20 protein-coding genes are annotated in these 21,344 nt (G+C 40.4%); 11 read left to right on the plus strand and 9 right to left on the minus strand.

Going from position 1 to position 21,344, the window contains the following annotated elements; genetic code table 11:
- Positions 1-75: 75 nt before the first annotated feature.
- The 6 genes from B3C94_RS06405 (at position 76) to B3C94_RS06430 (ending at position 6,843) form a co-directional block, all read left to right on the plus strand.
- Positions 76-792: a DUF4198 domain-containing protein gene (locus B3C94_RS06405; RefSeq protein WP_293900737.1), complete on the plus strand. Its 717-nt coding sequence runs from the start codon at positions 76-78 to the stop codon at positions 790-792.
- A gap of 114 nt (positions 793-906) precedes the next feature.
- Positions 907-3,324: a TonB-dependent siderophore receptor gene (locus B3C94_RS06410; RefSeq protein ID WP_293900740.1), complete on the plus strand. Its 2,418-nt coding sequence runs from the start codon at positions 907-909 to the stop codon at positions 3,322-3,324.
- A 29-nt stretch (positions 3,325-3,353) separates the two neighbouring features.
- The gene (locus B3C94_RS06415) at positions 3,354-3,686 is read left to right on the plus strand and encodes a hypothetical protein (RefSeq protein ID WP_293900743.1); all 333 of its coding nucleotides are present in this window, start codon (positions 3,354-3,356) and stop codon (positions 3,684-3,686) included.
- A 10-nt stretch (positions 3,687-3,696) separates the two neighbouring features.
- Positions 3,697-3,975, plus strand: coding sequence for a hypothetical protein (locus B3C94_RS06420; protein WP_293900746.1), 279 nt, complete (start codon positions 3,697-3,699; stop codon positions 3,973-3,975).
- 6 nt (positions 3,976-3,981) lie between these two features.
- Positions 3,982-5,625, plus strand: coding sequence for a PepSY-associated TM helix domain-containing protein (locus B3C94_RS06425; RefSeq protein ID WP_293900749.1), 1,644 nt, complete (start codon positions 3,982-3,984; stop codon positions 5,623-5,625).
- Between the two features lie 444 nt (positions 5,626-6,069).
- Positions 6,070-6,843 (plus strand): hypothetical protein, encoded by a 774-nt coding sequence (locus B3C94_RS06430; protein WP_293900752.1) that lies wholly within the window; start codon positions 6,070-6,072, stop codon positions 6,841-6,843.
- Between the two features lie 5 nt (positions 6,844-6,848).
- Here B3C94_RS06430 and B3C94_RS06435 read toward each other — a convergent pair whose 3' ends face one another.
- Both B3C94_RS06435 and B3C94_RS06440 read right to left on the minus strand, forming a co-directional pair.
- Positions 6,849-8,264: a PLP-dependent aminotransferase family protein gene (locus tag B3C94_RS06435; protein WP_293900755.1), complete on the minus strand. Its 1,416-nt coding sequence runs from the start codon at positions 8,262-8,264 to the stop codon at positions 6,849-6,851.
- A gap of 2 nt (positions 8,265-8,266) precedes the next feature.
- Positions 8,267-8,638, minus strand: a complete 372-nt coding sequence (locus tag B3C94_RS06440) for a hypothetical protein (RefSeq protein WP_293900758.1) — start codon at positions 8,636-8,638, stop codon at positions 8,267-8,269.
- A 172-nt stretch (positions 8,639-8,810) separates the two neighbouring features.
- Here B3C94_RS06440 and B3C94_RS06445 point away from each other — a divergent pair, with 172 nt between their 5' ends.
- A complete protein-coding gene (locus B3C94_RS06445; RefSeq protein WP_293900761.1) occupies positions 8,811-10,388 on the plus strand; it encodes a Na+/H+ antiporter in 1,578 nt (525 codons plus the stop codon).
- Positions 10,389-10,450: 62 nt separating this feature from the next.
- Complete coding sequence (locus B3C94_RS06450) at positions 10,451-11,089, plus strand: NAD-dependent epimerase/dehydratase family protein (RefSeq protein WP_293900764.1); 639 nt, start codon at positions 10,451-10,453, stop codon at positions 11,087-11,089.
- A gap of 573 nt (positions 11,090-11,662) precedes the next feature.
- On the opposite strand, the gene B3C94_RS06455 is transcribed toward B3C94_RS06450, so the two are convergent.
- The 3 genes from B3C94_RS06455 to B3C94_RS06465 form a co-directional block, all read right to left on the minus strand.
- Positions 11,663-12,508: a HEPN domain-containing protein gene (locus B3C94_RS06455; RefSeq protein WP_293900767.1), complete on the minus strand. Its 846-nt coding sequence runs from the start codon at positions 12,506-12,508 to the stop codon at positions 11,663-11,665.
- A gap of 93 nt (positions 12,509-12,601) precedes the next feature.
- Positions 12,602-14,290: a HEPN domain-containing protein gene (locus tag B3C94_RS06460; RefSeq protein WP_293900769.1), complete on the minus strand. Its 1,689-nt coding sequence runs from the start codon at positions 14,288-14,290 to the stop codon at positions 12,602-12,604.
- 22 nt (positions 14,291-14,312) lie between these two features.
- Positions 14,313-15,584 carry a hypothetical protein gene (locus B3C94_RS06465; RefSeq protein WP_293900772.1) on the minus strand — a complete coding sequence of 424 codons (1,272 nt, stop codon included), beginning with the start codon at positions 15,582-15,584 and terminating at the stop codon, positions 14,313-14,315.
- A 183-nt stretch (positions 15,585-15,767) separates the two neighbouring features.
- Here B3C94_RS06465 and B3C94_RS06470 point away from each other — a divergent pair, with 183 nt between their 5' ends.
- Both B3C94_RS06470 and B3C94_RS06475 read left to right on the plus strand, forming a co-directional pair.
- The gene (locus tag B3C94_RS06470) at positions 15,768-16,184 is read left to right on the plus strand and encodes a hypothetical protein (RefSeq protein ID WP_293900775.1); all 417 of its coding nucleotides are present in this window, start codon (positions 15,768-15,770) and stop codon (positions 16,182-16,184) included.
- A 29-nt stretch (positions 16,185-16,213) separates the two neighbouring features.
- A complete protein-coding gene (locus tag B3C94_RS06475) occupies positions 16,214-16,594 on the plus strand; it encodes a hypothetical protein (protein WP_293900777.1) in 381 nt (126 codons plus the stop codon).
- A gap of 183 nt (positions 16,595-16,777) precedes the next feature.
- Here the strand turns inward: B3C94_RS06475 and B3C94_RS06480 are convergent, their stop codons facing one another.
- Both B3C94_RS06480 and B3C94_RS06485 read right to left on the minus strand, forming a co-directional pair.
- A complete protein-coding gene (locus B3C94_RS06480; RefSeq protein ID WP_293900780.1) occupies positions 16,778-17,062 on the minus strand; it encodes a Txe/YoeB family addiction module toxin in 285 nt (94 codons plus the stop codon).
- Positions 17,044-17,262, minus strand: coding sequence for a hypothetical protein (locus tag B3C94_RS06485; protein WP_182982259.1), 219 nt, complete (start codon positions 17,260-17,262; stop codon positions 17,044-17,046). The genes B3C94_RS06480 and B3C94_RS06485 overlap by 19 nt, the downstream gene beginning before the upstream one ends.
- A gap of 286 nt (positions 17,263-17,548) precedes the next feature.
- On the opposite strand from B3C94_RS06485, the gene B3C94_RS06490 reads away from it, so the two are divergent.
- Complete coding sequence (locus B3C94_RS06490) at positions 17,549-18,769, plus strand: hypothetical protein (protein ID WP_293900785.1); 1,221 nt, start codon at positions 17,549-17,551, stop codon at positions 18,767-18,769.
- 183 nt (positions 18,770-18,952) lie between these two features.
- Here B3C94_RS06490 and lipB read toward each other — a convergent pair whose 3' ends face one another.
- Together lipB and hflX are read right to left on the minus strand one after the other, a co-directional pair.
- The gene (gene lipB, locus B3C94_RS06495) at positions 18,953-19,648 is read right to left on the minus strand and encodes a lipoyl(octanoyl) transferase LipB (protein WP_293900788.1); all 696 of its coding nucleotides are present in this window, start codon (positions 19,646-19,648) and stop codon (positions 18,953-18,955) included.
- A gap of 60 nt (positions 19,649-19,708) precedes the next feature.
- A complete protein-coding gene (hflX, locus tag B3C94_RS06500) occupies positions 19,709-20,899 on the minus strand; it encodes a GTPase HflX (protein WP_293900791.1) in 1,191 nt (396 codons plus the stop codon).
- Between the last annotated feature and the right edge of the window lie 445 nt (positions 20,900-21,344).

Genomic DNA, 21,344 nt, shown 5'->3' on the forward strand with positions numbered 1-21,344 from the left:
TTCGTTCTCAAGCCGCTTAAAGCCGCAAATTCTCCCATAATAAGTTGAAGAAAACTAAACATCAATCAACATATTATGAAAAATTTAATTTCATTTTTTACATTTCTTGCGGTATTAGTGTGTAGCCATACTGGACATGCACATGCACTTTGGATTGAATCATCTTCTTATGGGACACTAAATCAAACCCATGAAGTCAAAGTATATTATGGTGAGTTTGCAACCAATGAGAGAGATCAGGTCGATAAATGGTACTCCGACGTGAAAGACTTCTCGTTAATGTTACATGCTCCAGGAAAGGAACCGGTCAAGCTTCAGTTGACGAACAAAGGCGATCACTTTAGCGGTTCATTTCAACCTACATCGGCAGGAACCTATTTCCTGTCTATTGTTAAAGCACCTAAAGATCTAGGCGGTAAAACAAAATATGAGTTTTCTTCCCTAGTCCCTGTTCTTGTAGGAAAGCCTGCCGCACTTGATTATAACAGTGTAAAAAATCCATTGCAGATTGAATTGCTTAGTGCAGCTAACGCAAGAAAAGGCCAACCTGTAAAAGCAAAGATCACCAGCTTCGGTAAGATTGTCCCTCAGGCTAAAGTTTCTGTTTTTTCTGCTACAGGCTGGGGAAAAGAATTTGTTGCGGACGAGAATGGTATACTGACATTTGATGCGATCTGGTCGGGCCCTTACGTATTGGAAGCAAGTACTTTTGCTGAGACAGCCGGTGAACATGAGGGAAAACCTTATGCTGCGGCATGGCAGGGCAGTACCACTTTCGTTACGATAAAATAGCGCCGGTTATAACTCCGACTGAAAATAATCAGGATCCATTAGAAACATGGGAAATAACAATGGATCCTGATATAAAGAATATCTACTATAAAAAAAATCTACCATACTACATTCATGAATAAAGCTTTATCCTTTCTAGCCATTCCTATGATTAGTTCAGTTTTTTCTGTTGCACAGGCACAGACGAACAGAGTAATTGAAGGAATTCTTATCAATGAAAAATCCGAACCAATCACTGGGGCGACAGTAAAATTAACCAATACAGGTGTGACTACAAGTACAGACAGTGAAGGTCATTTCGCTTTTTATAAACTTTCATCCAAAGTTTACCATATCGAGATTAAAGCGATCGGCTACGGGAAGCACACGATGGAAGTAAACGTAAAGGATGAAGCGACAAACCTGGGTCCCGTCATTCTCAAAGACCAATCCCAAGCTATCGACGAGGTAGCGGTTTATGGTAAATACTATGAACATTATAAGTTTGATAGTATCTCCGGATCGTTACGTCTTAAAACTCCTATTTTAGAATTACCTCAAAACATACAGGTTATTTCATCGGACTTAATGGCCGATCAACAGGTTTTCGATATTGTGGACGGTATTACACGTAATGTTAGTGGGGCAACACGTCAGGGGCATTGGGACAACCAGTATGCCAATATCCGTATGCGCGGTTCCAAGATTCCGGCATTCCGTAATGGAATGAACATAGAAGCCTCTTGGGGGCCTACAGCCGAAGATGCGAGCATGATTGAACGAATCGAATTTGTAAAGGGGCCTGCAGGCTTTATGCTTGCCAACGGTGAACCCGGAGGGTTTTATAACGTGGTGACCAAGAAGCCTACAGGAAATACCAAAGGTTCCGTAACTCTCAATACAGGTAGTTTCAGCACCTACCGTGCTGCTATTGATCTAGATGGTAAATTGCGCAAAGATGGCAAATTACTTTACCGCCTTAATGTGGCTGGGCAACAAAAAGATTTTTTCACAAAATATAACTACAGTAACCGAGTTGTCATAGCTCCAGTTGTGACCTATAAGGTTGATTCCCTAACGAGCTTAACATTTGAATATACCTATCAAGGATCTTCGTACCTAGCAAATGGTAATTATACTTTTTCGCCAAAAGGTTTTGCCGATCCTGGTATTGCCAATGATTTCTTTTATGCAGACCCCTCTATGGAACCTGGTAAGTTAAGAGACCATAGTGCCTATATCTACTTGGATCACAAATTGAATGAGAAATGGAAACTGCATGCCCAAATGGCTTATTTTAACTTTGATATGCAAGCAACCAGTACTTGGTTAAACTATATGAAAGCCAATGGGGATATGCCGCGTTATTATAGTATCGGAGATGAACATGGAGAAAACAGTTTCGGTCAAGTCTCTCTAAATGGCGAAGAATACACAGGAAGCGTTCGTCACCGAATTTTAATTGGAGCAGATTATGGCAATAAGAAGTTTTGGGGTGATTTTAGAACAATTTTAGACTCTATTCCTTCAGCCCCACTGAATGTATATGATCCCAAATATGGAATTCCTGGAAGCGTATTCCCAGCTTTAGATCGTTCACAGAGCGTAAAAGTTCGTGCTGGAGGCAGTAACTACGTTACCTCCACAAATTATATGTCTTTTTATGCCCACGATGAATTAGCATTTTTGGAAGAGAAATTACGCTTATCTCTCGGCTTGCGGTACACAATTAATGAGACAATAGGCAAGACAGCTGTTGCTGACAGGACGGACAAAGCATTTACACCACGGGTTGGTTTAAGCTTTTCCATCGACAAATCCATGAGCGTATATGGATTGTTTGACCAATCATTTGTTCCGGTTGCTGGTACGGACTGGGAAGGCAACGCCTTTAAACCAATACGAGGAAATGATTTGGAAGCAGGGATAAAGAAAGAATGGATGGGAGGAAAATGGATATCAACCCTCAGCGCTTACACCATTGCACGTAAGAATGCTTTAGTGGCTGATCCTGATCCAAGCCACGTTGTCAATGGAGTATCTTTCCAGACCCAATTAGGCGAGACCCGAACCAAAGGTGTTGAATTTGATATTACCGGAGAAATTATCAGAGGGCTGAATGTAAATGCCAATTATGCATTGACAGATTCTAAGATCTCAAAAGATACAAAAGAGGAGAATATAGGAAATATCACACCTAATACGGCTAAACATACAGCCAATGCATTTGTGTCTTACCGCATTCAGGAAGGAAGAGTTCGTGGACTTGGTTTTGTTGGCAGCGTTCAAGGAATGTTTGATCGTGCAATCGGAACAACGAAAGAAAGTAATTTCAAGAATTATTTGCGTACCGACGGAGGAATAAGCTATCAAAAAGGAAAATATAGCATTTCTTTTATGGTTAATAACCTATTGGATAATCGGAAATTGTTGACCGCCGGATCTATTTCTAAGGCCAGCGCGGCTGTTCAAAAACTGGGTGGTGTTGATTATTATTCTTATATCGTGGAAGCCAGACGTAATTTCCGCATGGGAGTGACCTATAAATTTTAAAGGACCGATCCAGATAAATTATAGAATCGATGTATAGTACACTGTTAATCGTTATACTCATGGGAGCCTATCTTTTTTACAACACAAGTAAGAAAGTGAAGTTTGGCCCTAGACCACAATGGCTTGAAAAAATGTGCGCACAAACTATGTTTGTGCGCACATTGAGCATTGTGATGCTGCTTTTTCCATTCGGGGCCATACTTTATCTGCAAGGTTTTGGAGCCGGTTTTTTTGCGTTTTTTGCCTATTTCATGTGCATGATGAGCCTCGTGGTATTATTAAGTCCTTATCGCTATTTTAAGTTATACCCGATTTTGGGCTTGTATGTATTTAGCCTTTGTGTCGAATTATTGATTTCCTAACCGATAGTCTATGCCTGCCAATAAAAAATACCTCAGTACGCCCTTTCAGCGGTTCCTGAAAATTACAGCCGGATTTATCGGCGGTTATGTGGTTATGCTGGCCTTCCATGTCTTGGTCACACATATTTTTGAGAAAAAGGATGTTGTCATTACGGCGTGCTTCACCGGTTATCTGTTATGGGCAGTACTGCTATTGCTCGCTTTCCTTGCAAAAAACGGGTGGAAAATATGGGGGATATATTTGCTCCTGGCAGCAATTTTCTCACTGCCTTATTTCTTCAAAATGTAATTGATCATGAATATCCGAAATTATAATATCTACTTCAATACACATACCATTAGCGGCATTATTATATGTGCTATTCTCTATGTGATATTTTTTGCGGGTTCATTTGCATTTTTCAGGAATGAAATCGCTGCTTGGCAGAATAATACTTCTTATAAGATCTATCGTGAAGACCATAAAAACTTGGATAGATTGCTTGATTCGCTCAAGGGGCAAACGAATTTGCATGGACGTGATATCACCTTTTATATGCACCGGGAAGAGACCGCGGCTTACGTAGGTCTGAGTGCATCTAATGATAGTATTTTAAATAAGGAAAATCTGGCCAAGATAACGCCAGAGCAGAAAACGGCAAAAAAGAACAGCCGCAGAAGAGGCGGCGATGATGACTCGAAAAACTTTACCTACAATTTTGCAAATAAAAAGCCAGGAGACTATGTGCAGAATTACGACATGGGAGAATTCTTGTTTCGTTTACATTTTCTGGCGCAGCTCAATCAGGTGCCAATACGGGTAGGAATAGCCCCATTTGGTTATCTTATTGCAGGAATTACTGCTTTTATTTTCCTATTTGCTCTTATTACAGGATTATTGCTTCATTGGGACAAGATCGTCTCAAATTTCTTCGTGTTCAGACCCTTCAATAAATGGAAGACGGTATGGACCGATATGCACACCGCTTTGGGAGTTATCGGTTTCCCATTTCAATTTATTTTTGCTGTGACAGGTACGTTTTTGATTATCAATGCTGTACTCGCTTTGCCCCTAAGCAAATTGCTTTATGAAGGTGATCAGCAAAAAATGTATCAGGATATAGGTGTTACTGCCGCAACAGATTTCCCGTACACTTATAAGCCCTTAAATACAGACGTAAAAATTGCTCCATTTTTGGATCTAGCGAAATATAAATGGCCTGATGCAGATTTTACGCGGATCACGATCAAAAATTATGCGGATTCCAATATGCATATTGTCATGGAACTGGAGCCACATTTCAACAAAAGCTTTGCGGGATCAGGCGTGCTGTCCATTAAAGTCGCAGATAATAGGGTTGTCGTTGAGAAATCTCCGCTCAGTGATGGAACTTATGCCGATGGTGTGCGGAGCCTCTTATATCGCCTGCACTATGGCGACTATGGCGGCTATCCGCTCAAGACGGTGTACTTTATTTTAGGGATTATGGGCTGTTTGGTCATTATTTCGGGTATTTTAATCTGGCTAGTGGCACGTGACAAAAACAACGTAATTCCACGAAAACGAAAATTCAATTTCTGGGCAGCCAATATCTTCACCTCGATATGTCTGACGATGCTGCCTGTCACAGCCTTGACTTTCATTGCTATTAAATTGAGTTCAGAGGTCAATCAGGACTTTATATACCGGGTATATTTTTATAGCTGGCTTGTATTCTCACTCTATTATACTGTCCGGAGAAGCATTCGAAGAACCAATCGGGAAACATTGCTGGTCGGAAGTATATTGGCATTTTTAGTTCCGATTGTCAATGGTTTTATGACCGGTAACTGGATTTGGGATACATTTCGCAATGGACAGCAGGATATTTTTGTAGTCGACTTTCTATGGCTGATGATCGCTATTACCGGTGTGTTTGCCTATAACAAGACTAAAAAATTCTTTGAAACTATTCGTTAACAAAGATTCTTTTCTCTCTGCGAAGTAAATTTACTCCGTTTTTAGTTCAAAGGGCGCCCACAAGGCGCCCTTGGTGTATTATAGTACAGCTAAAGCACTACTAAGGTAGGATTTACTATGTTAAGCCCGCTCGGTAAAGTTTCGGGCAGCGTTCGGTAATTCTTCGGTATTCCTTATGTACAGGTAGGAGATTGCTTCGCCTCTCCGTTGGCTACTGTTCGACTCTTGTTCGCCTCGTTGCCGAGCATCAGCCGTAGCTTAGCCGAACAAGTGCCGAAGTAGACCAGACCCAGTCCCGAGCCTGTTCCGGAGCGGTTGCGAAGCGTTGTCGAATGATGTGGGGACTTGAGGGGACTCGAAGGGAGTTTAGGGGACTTGAGGGGAGTTTTGTTGTATAAATTGAATTATTGTTGTATTTTTAAATATAACCAATAGGATAAATATATGTCCAGTTTTTCCGGGAAACCAAAAAGAAAGCATCGCAGTGATTACAGTGTGAGTGAGTATAGCAAGCTGGCTGGTTGTGATTTTGCGTACAATAACAGGTTGTCTAGCCGCTTGTACGATATGCTTAAAGTGATCCAGCGAATGGCTTGCAATCGCTCTACCTATATCCGGCTGCAGGGTGCTTTGTATAAAGCAGTACGCGATGATAGGATACATGATTTGGGGAGTCTCCGATTGGGGTATGGAGATGTATCCCCATTGAAAGGATTTCGATTTTCTTTAAAGACAAGTTTGGGAAGGTTCTTTATGAATGCACCGGTGGCGGAGTTTAATGAAGAAAAAAATAGTCTTGAAATGCGGATTTCATTGCGGAGCTTACATCATTTCAGGAATGTTCAGGAAAGATTGGTTAAACTCTTGATCAAAATGTACTGTATCGTAATTCAGGTCAATGAGCAGAATGATATGGTTATCCATGCCAGCAAAGATCTTGAGCTATTGAGCGATCATCCCCGGGAGGACCGTTCTATATTTTTTCCGCTCCAAGGCAGTGAAAATGCTGTGGTCCTTTGTTTGGTTACGGTTAGATCATGGCTGACAAGCCCTGATGGCACTGACCAATTCTTGTCCAACGATAGCACATTGATGACCGGAGAAGTGTTTGATGCCATGCTGATCCGTGATGGGAAAAGAGTTATTTTTCCGAAAGAAGTCTCTAAAGGCATCCCACCACCTATTCAGCCTGTTGATAATGAAATAGACTGGAGTTGATTTTTTCACAATACAGCTTTGAAAAATCGTCCAAGGCGCATCAGATCCTGAGCGGTCTTTTCGTTCCAGTTTACCGCATAATTGAGCCGTATACAGTTCTTGAACTGGTCATGCTGCGTAAACATTCTTCCCGGGGCAAAGCTCAATTTTTGTTTGAGGGCGTAATCATAGAGTACAGTCGAGTCAATTTTGGGGTCCAGTTCCAGCCAAAGTACAAATCCGCCCTCAGGCTGGGACATTTTGGTGTTTTCAGGGAAATGGGCCTCAATGCTATTTCTGAAATTGACATAATTGCTGTACAGTTTTTTTCGGAAGCTATTAAGATGATGGTCGTATCTGCCGATTTGGAGGAATTTGGAAACGGCCTCCTGGTAAATAGCCGGCTGTGAAATCGTTTGTATGAGTTTTTGTTTTAGGATCTTATCCTTGTATCGCCCGGGCTCAACCCATCCGAGCCGAAAACTTGGCGCCAATACTTTGGTAAATGATCCACACCACATCACCAGTCCCTCCTCATCAAAATATTTGCAGGGTTTGGGGCGTGACGAACCGAAATAGATATTCCCATACAAGTCATCTTCGATCAATGGAATATGGTGATGGGCGAGCAGTTTGACCAGCTCTCTTTTATGTTCTTCGGGCATGAGTGCACCCAACGGATTGCTAAAGTTGGAAACAAAACAGCAGACGTCAATTTTGTGAATGACCTTTTTTAGCGCATCCAGTTCAATGCCTGTAATAGGATGGGTCGGAATCTCGATGGTTTTGAGGCCCAGCAGTTGAAACGCCTGAATAAAACCAAAATAAAGAGGGCTTTCCACAGCTATGGTGTCGCCAGGCTTCGTAACAGCACGGAGGCAGCTGTAGATGGCATTCATGGCACCAGATGTGATAATGAGGTCATCGTCACTAATTTTTCCTTCGAGTACGAGCGACCATTTTGCGATTTCTTTCCGTAAGCTGGGACTTCCCTGCACCTGTCCGTACTGATCCCCATAATCATGCAATTCATGAACCGAGTCTACAATGCATCGATTTAGTTTTTGAATCGGGAGCAAAGAAGGGTCGGGTAGACCAAGTGAAAAACGCGTAATTTCTTTGTCTTCCAATGAATGGAATACTTTATCGATCAATGCAGCAGGATCCTGTTTCTTTTCGTCGATTTTAAATGTGGAAATGGAAGGAATAGCCATTCGGCGAAGCCCAGACCGGCTAACGAAAAAGCCTGATTTTGGACGCGATTCAATTAGTGATCTGCTTTCCAGTTCCATATAGGCGCTTTTCGCTGTATTTAAACTTACATTGTATAATTTTTGGGCACTTCGGACAGAAGGCAAACGGTCTCCGTAGGCCAAAGATCCATTTTTTATCTGATTCTCGACAATATTGGCTATTTTCTTATATAACAGTTGCTGTTCCATCCTTATGCTAATTTACTGTTTCTGTTTTGATTTAACCAGTTGTTATATCGATGGACTCCTTTTCGGAGCGATTCTTCCGATCCAAACATATCCATCAACTGGTGCTCGAAGAAGAATTGTGCTTTGTCCAAGAATAATTTTGAAAGCGTATCCGCAATCGGATCACTGTAGGTAATTTCGATCGATAAACGGTTCTTTTTACAGATTGTTACGGACGAAAACGCTGTTAATTGATTGCAGTGATCGAGTACCATAAATGGCATGCCTATAGTGGCTGTATCTATCTGTTTTTTGTTGAGCATTTCTTTGATAAGCGCTAAATCAGAAAGACTGGCTTGTCTGATCAGATAGGGGTGATTTGCAGTTGTCGCCATAAGGATAAATCTTTTTGCTAATTTAAGAAGGGTACAGGATGCTGTTTAGGTACAGAGTGTTGTCAAAACAGGGGTACAGAAAAAAAATAGGATGATCATGAATTTTTTAATTTCCATTTGAGATATTTACAATGAGAAAAGGATATCTCAGGACCATAAATTGTGAAATAGTATGCATAGCTTGTTTCCTTTATTTATCGCGATGATCGCGATCATCGTATTGATCGAAATGTGGGCAACCAAACTTAGGGTAGCCTATCCCATTCTCTTGGTCCTGGCGGGTCTATTAATCAGTTTTATTCCCACTTTGCCTGTAGTTACGATCGACCCAGATGTCATCTTCCTCATTTTTTTACCACCGTTGCTTTGCGAGGCTTCCTGGTCTATTTCGTTTAAGGAGATGAAGAAATGGTGGCGTATAATCGGGAGTTTTGCCTTTTTAGTCGTGTTTTTTACTGCGCTTTCCGTTGCGGTGGTAGCCAATTATTATATCCCCGGATTTACACTTGCGCTAGGTTTTCTGCTTGGGGGTATTGTGTCGCCACCGGATGCTGTCAGTACGGGAGCAATTATGAAATTTGTAAAAGTTCCCAAAACAACTTCAGCTATCCTGGAAGGCGAAAGCCTATTAAATGATGCATCTTCATTGATCATTGTCCGTTTTGCCCTTATCGCTGTGGGGACAGGGCAATTTGTATGGGGACAAGCTGCGGTATCCTTTATCTGGATGCTTGTCGGCGGGGTAGGGATTGGCCTCTTATTGGGGTGGTTCTTTATTCAGGCACATAAACGTCTACCGACAGATGCGCCATCGGACATCGCCCTTACCTTGATCGAACCTTACTTTATGTATTGGATCGCAGAACAGTTTCATAGTTCAGGTGTATTGGCTGTTGTTGCAGGCGGTCTCCTGATGTCCGGTCAGCGGTTGACATTTCTCAATAGCACGAGTCGGGTGCGTGGGTTAAGTGTCTGGGAAAGTTTTGTATTTATTCTAAACGGTATTGTATTTTTTATTATCGGATTAGATCTTCCAGAAATTGTTGACGGTTTGCGTACCAATGGTACTTCGCTGCGGGAAGCAATAGGATACGGTCTTTTGGTAACAGCAGTATTGATTCTTGCCCGTATCATCAGTTCGTATGCAGCTATGATTGCTACGCTAATTTTCCGTCCTACTGTCGCCCCACGGTCACGGTCACCCAAACAACGTTTTCTAATGCCCCTATTACTGGGCTGGACCGGCATGCGGGGAGTGGTGTCACTCGCAGCAGCACTTTCTATTCCTGTAGTCATGAACGGCGTGGCCATTCCGCAGCGAAACCTGATCCTATTTATCACCTTTGTGGTGATTCTGTCCACACTCTTGGTGCAAGGGCTTACGCTACCTTACTTGATCAAACGGACAAAACTATTTGAAACCTTTGAAGAGGAACCCGAAGAGCAGGTTCGCCGTCGCATGAAACAGGGACTGAAAAACCATGTTTACCAGTTTCTAAAAGATAAACATGAAAAAGAACTGCATAACCGTGATGTAATGGACCGAATTTTCAAACATTGGGAGGAAAAGGTAAATGCGGCAGATGATTCCTGGATGAACGAAAAAACGAAAGAGATATTTATGGAGCTTTTGGATGTGCAGCGAGAGTACCTTCAAAAGCTAAACTGCGAGTCAACCATTGACGAAGGACTTGTGCGCTCGCAGTTATATCAGCTGGATCTGGAAGAAGAGCGATTGCGGCGGATATAATGACTTAGTGGAAACGATAATAACTGATAGAACTAAAGCCTCCGAGGTGGCAGCGATAAAATATGAAAGTAATTATAACAGGAGCCACCGGAATGGTTGGCGAAGGCGTTTTATTGGAATGCCTCCAAAACGATAAGGTAACAGCTGTGCTGAGCATTTCGCGTCGTACTGCGGCTATTCAACATCCTAAATTGAAGGAACTTTTGGTAGAAGATTTTACTAAACTTGCTGGATTTAGAGATGCAATTGTGGGCTATGATGCCTGTTTTTATTGTGCTGGTGTCAGTTCGGTAGGGATGAAAGAAGACAAGTACCGTTATATTACTTATGATACGACAATGGCTTTTGCAAAGTCCCTGTTGGAGATTAATCCAGCCATCAGCTTTATTTATGTCTCAGGAGGGAGTACCGATAGCACGGAGCAAGGCAAGGTCATGTGGGCAAGAGTGAAAGGAAAGACTGAGAATGAACTGGCAAAGTTGCCGTTCAAAAAGGAGTATAACTTTAGACCGGGAGCAATGACAACCGTTGCGGGGCAAAAGCATGCCAATCCCTTTGCTTTTGTTGCCAAAATCATCAAGTTTTTTGCCCCTTCAGCAGTACTTTCCCTACATGAAGTCGGACGCGCCATGATACATGCCGTGGAAAGCGATGGTGTTAAGAACATATTGGAGATTAAAGATATTCGCGCCCTTGCTTAAGCCGCTTTGTTAAATATTTATATAGTAATCGGAATAATTCCGATTATTTACAAATTATTTGGCATAATTATAATTGGATTTATTACTTTATAATAGGCTTTCTATTCAGCTTGTTCGGCCAGCTGTGGTTAGAAATTTTCTCAAAATAGCTTTCCATTTCCTTGTTACATTTTTCGATACATGGTTTGGTGAATTCCTTAAGGCTTCAACTGATGGATTTCTGTGGATTCAATCATATTTAAAGTAAATATTTAATTTTATACCAAAGTTTTATAAACTGTGTATTCACCAAAAGTAATGCTTTTTGGTGAGTTTGTTCACCGTAAAGCATTACTTTTGGTGAACGCTTAAAAAACAACCGTTATAGCCGGCGTTTTGTAAACAAATACTTTTGGCGGACTAAGCAAGAAATCGATTATGTAGAAGAAACGGATGGTAAAATAACTGGTTACGAATTTAATTGGAATTGTAAGGCGAAAGCAAAAATACCTTCAAATTTTGTAGAAGCGTTATAGCGCAGATGTTCAGGTAATCTCAAAAGATAATTTTAGAGGGTTTATTGGGTGAATAAAATTATTTAGCTAGTTTTTCCAGTAGTCGTATTTCTAATAATGTGCTTAGTTGTTCTAATTTTTTCACCTTAGTTAATAGTGTCCTGACCAATTTTTTATTGATGTGATAACCTAATTCGTATCGTGCTAAGACGTAGCTGTCTTGCAGAGAACGAAAGTCCGAAATGGCTTGTTGTTGGTTTTTTCCTTTCCTAAAGAATATCTTATCTATTTGAGGAGTAATATGACGGCAATATCGGGCTAATTGCGATAGGTTATGGGTCTTTGGGTCGTAACGCGTATGTGTTACCAATATGCTTCTCATCAATAATTCGGTGGCTTGATGTAATAGAAATATACTAACATGGAGGTCCTTTGAGAGATATGTAATATTGGCTAGATGTAGAAATTGAGAACCTTTGATATGAAAATTATTGAAAACATCTTTTACTCTTTGTATTTTCGACTGGGGGTTTATTTTAAAGTAAGTCGTTATTAGAAATATATCAGATTGATATATTATCTTTCCTCGCTCCATTATATCAATAAAGAAATCCTGCCCCCAAGATAATCCCTCATTGACGAAATCAATACTATGAACTAAAACTGATGATTTCTTTATCCGAAGAAGACTGTTCTCGATTCTACTAATTAAGTTGCCTTCATTGCTTTGCGTATCTTTTGCATCAAGTATTACTAACAGATTTAAAATGTCATTAGTGTCTATAGATGGATTTTTTTGAGATTTTTTGTTCGAAAATATCCATCGCCCATAATGAATCACAGCAAGAGGCGAAACAATATTTACTATTTCATTAATGATTGTATTATATTCGGAATTAGTGGTATGAAGGAAATTAGTGTTCATAATTAATGTATAAATAATAGCGGGCTCAAAAGCGAAATTGATTGCGCAAAAATATATTTATTTTTTTGTTATTAAAAATGCGCAAAAAGTTGATTACACTATCCCTATGTTATTATTTAAACTTGCTATTTTTCCAAAGTAATTTTCCATCTCATGGTTACATCTTTCTATAAATGTTTTTGTGCGTTGTTGCAATTCTATAATTGTTAGTGGATCTCCTTTATAATTTACATTATACCTAAATTCCTGCTGCGCTTCCGTAATATTCTTAAAAGCAGCAAAGTGATCCTCATGGTCAAGGCAGAATATGGCATAGGCATCAGGCACGATTAATTTGCAGAGTTTTATCAGAAAAGTAAGGTTGACTCGTTGCGGTTTGTATTGGAGTATCGTGTTAATCACGCCCAGACAAATTTGTTCCAACACTTGTGAAAGGGTGTAATATGCTGCTTCTACACCAAACGACTGCCCCTCTTCAAAGGCGTAATATAAGCAACGTGCATTGTTATACCGCGTCTTCCATTGTTGACGTACATACTCAAGATCTAGCCGTGGCGCAACGATGCCTTCCCGATCGATATTGGCTATTGATGAATTCTGAAACCAGACGTCGCCCGCTTTTAGGAGCGAAAGGAAAAAGGGATGGCCCTTTGAAAGCTGTTTGGTGAAAGCTGCGGAGTTTTCCAGGGCCAGCGTGAGCGATACATTGTTGGGGAGCAAATCCGTTATGAGCTGCGTTAGATTATTGATTTCGGCGCTTAAAATATCATAAACGACCAAAATATAATAACCATGTGTGATGCAATCATTTTTTGCCCTTTGGAGCGCATTATGATATTTGTGATGATCAGAATCATAACCGAAACATACTACCAGCGCAGGGGTGCAATTGCACTCTATGGCATTTAAAATGAGGTCCCGATAATTGGTGTTGCAATAGCTTTGTTTGTATATTTCATTGTTGTTTTTGCAATTTTCAACTTTGTTGCTTGCAGCTGGGATTGGATTAAGTTTAGACTTAATTTCTTGGAATAAAAGATTGGAATAATCGTTGATCCAGTTTAATGTGTTTATAGAAATTTGATAGCCTGTTTCTAATACTGCTTCATCTATAAAATAGTCAAATTGATATCGATAGTCAATGTAAGCCTTGTTGATTTTCTCCAAAGCATGTTTGTTTTCGTTGTTGTCTGCCAGCTTGCCGAGCCGATCGTCGAAAGTTTTGAGATAGTTTATATGATTTTTTAGCGAATGGGACTTTTTATCCTCAACGACGAGGATATTTTCTGCCGTTCGAAATGCAAGTTCTAAAGTTTGATGTAGCATAAATGCTGCGTGTGCATAATTTTTATGCTCGAAATAGAAATTGTATCCATCTACAAAAGATCGAATCTTGCTCTTTTCCTTTTCGATATATGTCCGTGTTTTTTCGATGACTTCGTCACTTTTATTATTTGGTAAGACAAGGGGTATATCTTGCACAGGATTTTGATAAATGCGGTTTTCAGGTTGGCAAATAAGATAAGCTCGACCTAAACCTTGATCTAATTTTTGCTGTATCTCATGCGTGAAGTTCACATTGATAAATACATTTGGATAGGAGCCGATAGTTTTGTTTATCAGACTGTTTGCGTCGGAAAAACGAATTCCGGCATTTGACGTAAGATTGACCTGTAGCATCAGATACTTTTTACCATCGTGGTCAAAAGTCCATTGGTAGATTTCATCGACAGCAACGGCACGAAGGATTGCCTCGATAATAGGGTTAATATCGGTATTCATAATATGGGTTGATAAATGGAGGTTATATTTCTGTTTCTAGAAGAGTTGTTTGTTTTTGATTGAGAGATTCTATCTCTTCAGAAAAAGCTGTTAAATAGGCGAGTTCTATTATTTTGATCATAGTCTGGTAAATTCGTGTACTGTAATCTGCATAGGCACCGGTATATCGGTTTTTGGCGAGGCCATAGTTGATCCATTCATACAAGATTTCATTCCATTCTTGCTGATCGTATGTTTTAACTGTTGCCAATAGTGCTGACAAAGGATCGTCTAGTTCTTCATTCGATACATAATAAAGTATAATCTCCTCTTTTGCATGCCTAATCAAAACTGATTGGCATTCGGGCAATATCGAAAATGAATCGTCCATGCCGATTGGAAGAATAGGGGATTCCTCAGATTTATTGGATAACATTTCTAATAGGGAGTAAAGACAGGCGTAATTAAAGAGTAGATTTGCCCCCGAAAATTTACTATTTTCATGGTCCGCAGACCAGAATTTTTTTTCGTCAATGACCGTTTGGTACCAATATCGGATGTCTTCTCGCCAGCCATTTAGATCGTCTCTATCAAAGAAATCTTTTAATGCTGAGACGGAATAAGGTTGGGAAGCAAGCCAGTCGGGTAATATGATGCTTTTTTTGGGGTGAAGTATTTCGTCTTCTGTTTCGTCCAAAGACTGCTGGGCTTGGCGCTGCTCATTTGCAATGTCTTCTTGATTTTCTATAACAGTGCCTGGAAGTTTTTTATTTTCATAGATCTTTCCGAGAGAAGTCGCCAGACGAAGTAAGCATTCTTTTACAGCAAGTATTTCATGGCCGTTGTTGCCTAAAAAGCCGTTATCTCTGTCTCCTAAACTTATCCATAAATCATCAAGAATGCTGTACCATTGTTGTAAAGACTCGTAAGAAAAAAAACGGCTAATGCTGTCTGCTGCTGTATCAATATTACTTGCCCAGGGGTCTGTTGATAATATATGATTCCAGTAGTCTGAAGCACCTCTGTTGAACTTCAAGGGATGTTCTATTGTTTTTAGTTTACATTTCCTAAAAATGACATACGCCAATTCCACCTGTTCAATTAGTTTTCTAGTGAGATATCCCGTAGAGGAACGCGGTTGGTTCATCTTTGCGTTTGAAGCCGCGTTAATTAGCGTATTTAGGTCCGCTAACCAATCGCTTATATGTGTTTCGCTTTCAAAGAACTCAATGAGATATTTCATCGGATCGTCGATGTGTTCTTGGGTTAAATAGCGAAAATGTTTCGCTTTTAGTTTCTTTTGCGTATTTTTCATCAGATTATATTTTTTAGTTGATGAAACTGCTATTAGGGCAAATACTGATCCGTGCACTGATCTAAAGCCTTGTCGGTTTCATATGTTTTTTGATTAGTAAAATAGTTTATAATTGTCTTCGTTAGGACTAAATTAAGAACTATTTTTCGGTAAAACAAATATTTTTTATTAAAATTTTCGGTAATGAGTTCTGTTTTGAAGAGAATTAAGATTGTTGCGGATAGGGAGGGGATGAGCGTATCGGCATTTGAGGCAACTATTGGAGCGAGCAAGGGTGTTTTTACGCGTGCATTGGCCAATGGTACGGATATTCAATCTAAATGGTTAATCAGCCTTGTTGAAAAATATCCTCAATATTCATCTGAGTGGCTTTTAAAGGGTGAAGGCGAGATGTTAAAACCTGTTCCTGTAGCAAAAGAGGAGGAGGAAACTTATCTAACGCCAGAATTAGAGGGGATTACCAATTCTGTTATTTATACATTAAAACAAGTTGTTGCCTCTCAGAATGTAACTATAAAATCTCAAGAGAAGACAATTATGTCTTTGGAGAGATTATTGTCTTCATTAGAACGTGAGCTTGATTCGTTAAGAAATAAATAAAGCACAAACATTTTTAAAAACGGACAAAAGTGAATGTAAAGGAACGTGTGCTGCTGATCGCTGAAACCAAAGGCATTAGTAAAACCGAATTTTTCAAAGATGTGGAACTTTCCTACGCAAACTTTAAGGGTGGGCAGAAGAATACTGCGCTCAGTTCGGATGCTATGGTTGCTATATTGTCCAGACATCCCGATATTAGTCCCGCATGGTTGTTGATGGGCGAAGGAACTATGATGCGGAAGGATGAGAAAGTGGAGGTAAGTGCACCGCCTGTCGAAGCAGCTCCTGCCACTGCCGAAGGCCTCGGGATTTATAAGCAGTTGGTCAATGCCTTAGAGCAAACGGTCAAAGCACAAGAAAAGACAATCCTCTCATTGGAAGGTCAGGTGAGTTTATTAAACAAAAAGTAGCCTCAATTCCATGGAAGGGTATTGCGTAAAAAGTATTTTGTAAATGACTCGGTTTTTTAGTTAATCAACTACTACAGATTTTTCTGAATTGATATGGGGGCCACATCACCGCAGATACGGCACAAGTCAGTAATATAGATTTAAGTTTAAATATTTTTAAAAGATCGATGTGGATAACGACCTTTACTTATCATTATAATGACCGATAAAGCTGAAAACTAATACTAAGATTTTAGAATCAATTATTTCATAAATGATTCGATCTTTTTGGTTCAGTCGTCTACTCCATATTTCTGCATCGCCATTATTTCGTAGCGGTTTAGGGAGGCCGGTTCCTTCCCTCGGATGGTTCTCTAATTCTTCGAGGAGTTTTACGACCTTACTCATATCGATTTTGCTTCCTCGCTTCTTTATTTGAAGAAGATCTTTCTGTGCTTTTACTGAGAGTTCTATTTGATACTGTCCCATATATTCTTGGCTGTTACAGTTTTTGTCTTCCCCTCCTTTAAGTCATTTCTCCCTTCCTCGATCAATTGTGATAGATCTGATGGGAGCTCTTTTTCCTGAATAGAGACATTTTTCACGCCAAGAGCCTTCAGAACAGCAATTATTTTTTTTCGTTCCGAAGAACTAGAAGAATATTCAAATGAAAATACTGTTGTTGTCATAATCTTGCCTTTTTAATTCTAGCGGTCAAACTTTATACTCTACTTACAAAGATACGAAAACTATTTTGTTAGTTTACAAATGAATAGCATGCCGCACAGGCGGGTTATAATAAAAATACCTGATTCCGGTGATTTCATTGGCCTCTTTTTTGTTTTAATTTCGTTATTGAAAAGCTGTTTGTTTAACCGGCTTCTGGGAAGGCTTCTGTTTATTTGTAAAAGGAACATTGCCTGTCCGCTGATCTAATTACATTCGTCAGCTTCATGTATTCAAAGAATTAATTTTATGTCGAAAAAAGTATTTGTGATATGCTGTTTGCTTTTAGCTTGTTTTGTGCATCAGGCGATTGCACAGCCAGCGGGCCAGCGCCCTTCTTATACCTCAACATGGGGGCACCTTTACCGTGAAGGGGGGAATAATAAGGATCTTTTGGGGGTTTTTCCGACAGAGGCACCTGTATATTTATTGGACTCCACCGATACACAGTATAAGGTGCAGGTGAGTAATGGGGATATTGGTTTTATAGACCGTCAACCTCTGAAAAGTGCTATGTATGGGAAAAGGTCTGCCGGAGAACCACAGCAATATTTTTATCGTGGAACAGCGGGTTCTCAATGCCCACATTTCTATGTACAGGTGGCGCAATTGCGCGTGCGTAAGGCGCCCAATACAACAAGTATCGCTGTGCGTAGGGCAGGGCTCAATGAAATGGTATGTATAGACTATGTGCCGCTCTATACAGATGGATGGGTCTACATTGGGGACCACTTTCATGAAAATCCGGAGTACATTCAGATGAAATTTTTGGGTGCTGAGTTGACCTATGACATGGTTCTTAAAGAATATTTGGCCGTAAAAGGAAAGGATCAGGAGAAAGAGTTGGTTCAGGCCGGCCGTCTGCGTGAAATAGGCTGGACCAAGTATCCCAAATTAAAACAAGCGCTTACCTATTGGAAGGAATCTTACGATAAAGCAGGAGTAGTAGATCCCAAAGTTGATATCGATTTTGAACTGTTATTGGCCGATAAATTCCAAAATGAGCTTAAGCCGGAAGTTTACGCAAAGAAACTGAAGGCCTTAAACTTCCATTTCGAGTGGAAAGGGGTGTCTCTTTTTGACGGTCAGATCATGGACGCGCAGATGAAGCAACTGGCTTTACAACGGGTTTCCGAAATCCCCGATATGCCTGAATGTGGCTGGGAACCGCAGTATTATTATAAATCGCCAAATATAATCGTTGCCTTCGAAGAAAATTATAAGGGAAAGGTGGTCGGTACGCTGTATAGGCTGTTTTTTAGTGATGGCGAAAGCATTGTCATGGGCAAGGAGCGGATGGATGCCAATTATGCAGAAAAAGACTTTGTAAACCACTTTGGTGAACTGCTTTCAGCAGATTGGATTTCAACGCCACATACTTACTATATTCAAAATGGCGATGCAGGGTTATTTATTTTCAGATTTGTCGATGGGAAACTGGCCAGCTACGAGTGCATGTATTATTGTTAATATTTATAAATTGTGTCGGGTTTAAGTAAGGACGTCACCGCCTTTGAAAATTTCCTTCTTTTGTGATGTTTAGCACCGAATTTACTAGCCAGTAAAAATAAGCATTTTCAAAAAATAAGGGCCTTTGGAATGAGCGTTAAACTCCGCTTCCAAAGGCCCTTAAGTTTTAAGGAGATATTCAAATTAGACGACTTGCATCTCAAAGAGCTTTGCAATATGGCCTTTCAATTTTTCTTTCACGTCTTCCAGATCGACTTCTTTGCCGAGTTCCCGCTTTAAAGACGTTACATCTTTATCGTCGATACCGCAGGGAATGATATTGGCGAAATAGTCGAGGTCTGTGTTGACATTGAATGCAAAACCATGCATGGTCACCCAGCGTGAAGCGCGTACCCCCATTGCACAGATCTTGCGTGCTGTCGGTTTATCGGGCTCTATCCATACGCCGGTAAATCCGGGATATCTTCCAGCTTCGATGCCGTAATCTGCACAAGTCAATATTATTGCTTCTTCCAATGTGCGCAGATAAAGGTGTATATCCGTAAAGAAGTTGTCGAGATCCAGGATCGGATAACCGACAATCTGCCCCGGGCCATGGTAGGTAATGTCCCCGCCCCGGTTGATCTTATAGAATTTGGCCTCTTTCTCTTCAAGTCCTTTTTCATCTAACAGCAAGTATTCCTCGTGACCGCTTTTACCTAAGGTGTAAACGTGGGGGTGTGCTGTAAAGATCAAGTAATTGGGGGTACTGGTTGCTCTTGCGTTGACCCTATTGTCGTGCTTAATGTCCAATACTCCCTTAAAGATGGATTCCTGTCTGTCCCAGGCTTCTTGGTAATCGACAAGTCCCCAATCTTGAAACTGCACCTCTTTATTCATCTCTTATTTTTTTAAGATCTGAATGGGCTTAATGTCCATTCAGATCATTGTTTGTCAAAATTAATACAATAAATTATTGTATGGGTAACGTTCATTGTGCATCTTCACAATGATATCGTAAAGTTTTTGTTTGAACTCTTCGATATTCGTTTTATTTGTTGCTGACAGGAAGATCGCTGGGTCTGAATTTTTTGCCATCCAGGAATTACGGAAATCCTCCAATGTTACCTCGATTTCCTCGCCATCGTGTCCTTCTTCAATCGCGGGTTTATAAAGGTCAATTTTATTGAATACTGTAATTACTGGTTTGTCCAACGCTTTGATATCCTTTAATGTTTCGTTTACCGCCTGGATATGATCCTCAAAGTTAGGGTGTGATATGTCTACCACATGGATCAGTACGTCTGCTTCTCTAACTTCATCCAGTGTGGATTTGAAACATTCTACCAAATGGTGAGGTAGTTTGCGGATAAAACCAACTGTATCTGAAAGTAGGAATGGGAGGTTGTCAATGACAACTTTGCGAACTGTTGTATCCAGTGTTGCGAAAAGTTTATTCTCGATCAAAACGTCAGACTTGGAGATCATATTCATGATCGTCGATTTTCCAACGTTTGTATAGCCGACCAAGGCTACACGGATCATCTCGCCACGGTTTTTGCGCTGCGTCTCATTTTGCTTGTCGATTGCTTTTAGGCGTTCCTTGAACAAGGAGATCTTGTCCAAGATGATCCGTCTATCGGTCTCGATCTGTGACTCACCCGGTCCGCGCATACCAATACCCCCGCGCTGACGTTCCAAGTGGGTCCACATACGGGTCAGACGAGGTAAAAGGTATTGCAGCTGTGCCAATTCAACCTGTGTCTTTGCCTGTGCAGTTTTTGCATGTCGGGCAAAGATATCCAGGATCAGATTGGAGCGGTCCAATATCTTGCGTTTCAGTTCTTTTTCAATATTACGCAACTGCGAAGGTGAAAGTTCATCGTCGAAAACAACGATGTCGATTTCCTCTGCTTCGACGTAGGCTTTTATTTCTTCCAGCTTTCCGCTACCGACAAAGGTAGCACGGTCCGGGAAACCCAGTTTCTGTGTAAACATGCCTTTGGTCTCACCACCGGCAGTCTGCACTAAAAATTCAAGTTCCTCCAAATATTCCTTTGCTTTTGTCTCCGTCACGCTTGGGGTAATAACACTCACCAAGACGGCTGTTTCGGGTTTTATTGCTGTATCGTGTATTTTAATTCTGGCCATTTTGTATTATTAAGTCTTTCAAGTGAAGTCGGTAGGTCATTACGCTATGAAATAAATCTGAGCTCTCGCCTATCGCTTGTTATACGTTCACCTTTTAATTATTTTCAATGAGCTCGTAAGCCCGGTTTTTGTCTGAGAAGGTAAATTTAAGAATTTATGCTTTTGTACACCACACAAGACTGATGCCGATTATGACATAATTCTTCATTAACCAATAAATTTCCTGTGATTTGCTTACCAGGGCAACTCAAAATATGTAAGCGTTCGGTCGCCATCTTTTGCCTAGTAAAAGAAGGGATATGTGTCTATATCATGTTCATAATGATGCAAAAGTAAATAAATTTGGTTTTATATACAAAAAAGATAAATTGTCTTCAGGAGCTAATTAACAACAATTCGTATCCTATTTATGTTGACGAGCGGCCTTTAGATTCCGATGTGCTCT

Origin of the sequence: Sphingobacterium sp. UBA5670 (genome assembly GCF_002420705.1) — a bacterium.
Classification (GTDB): domain Bacteria; phylum Bacteroidota; class Bacteroidia; order Sphingobacteriales; family Sphingobacteriaceae; genus Sphingobacterium.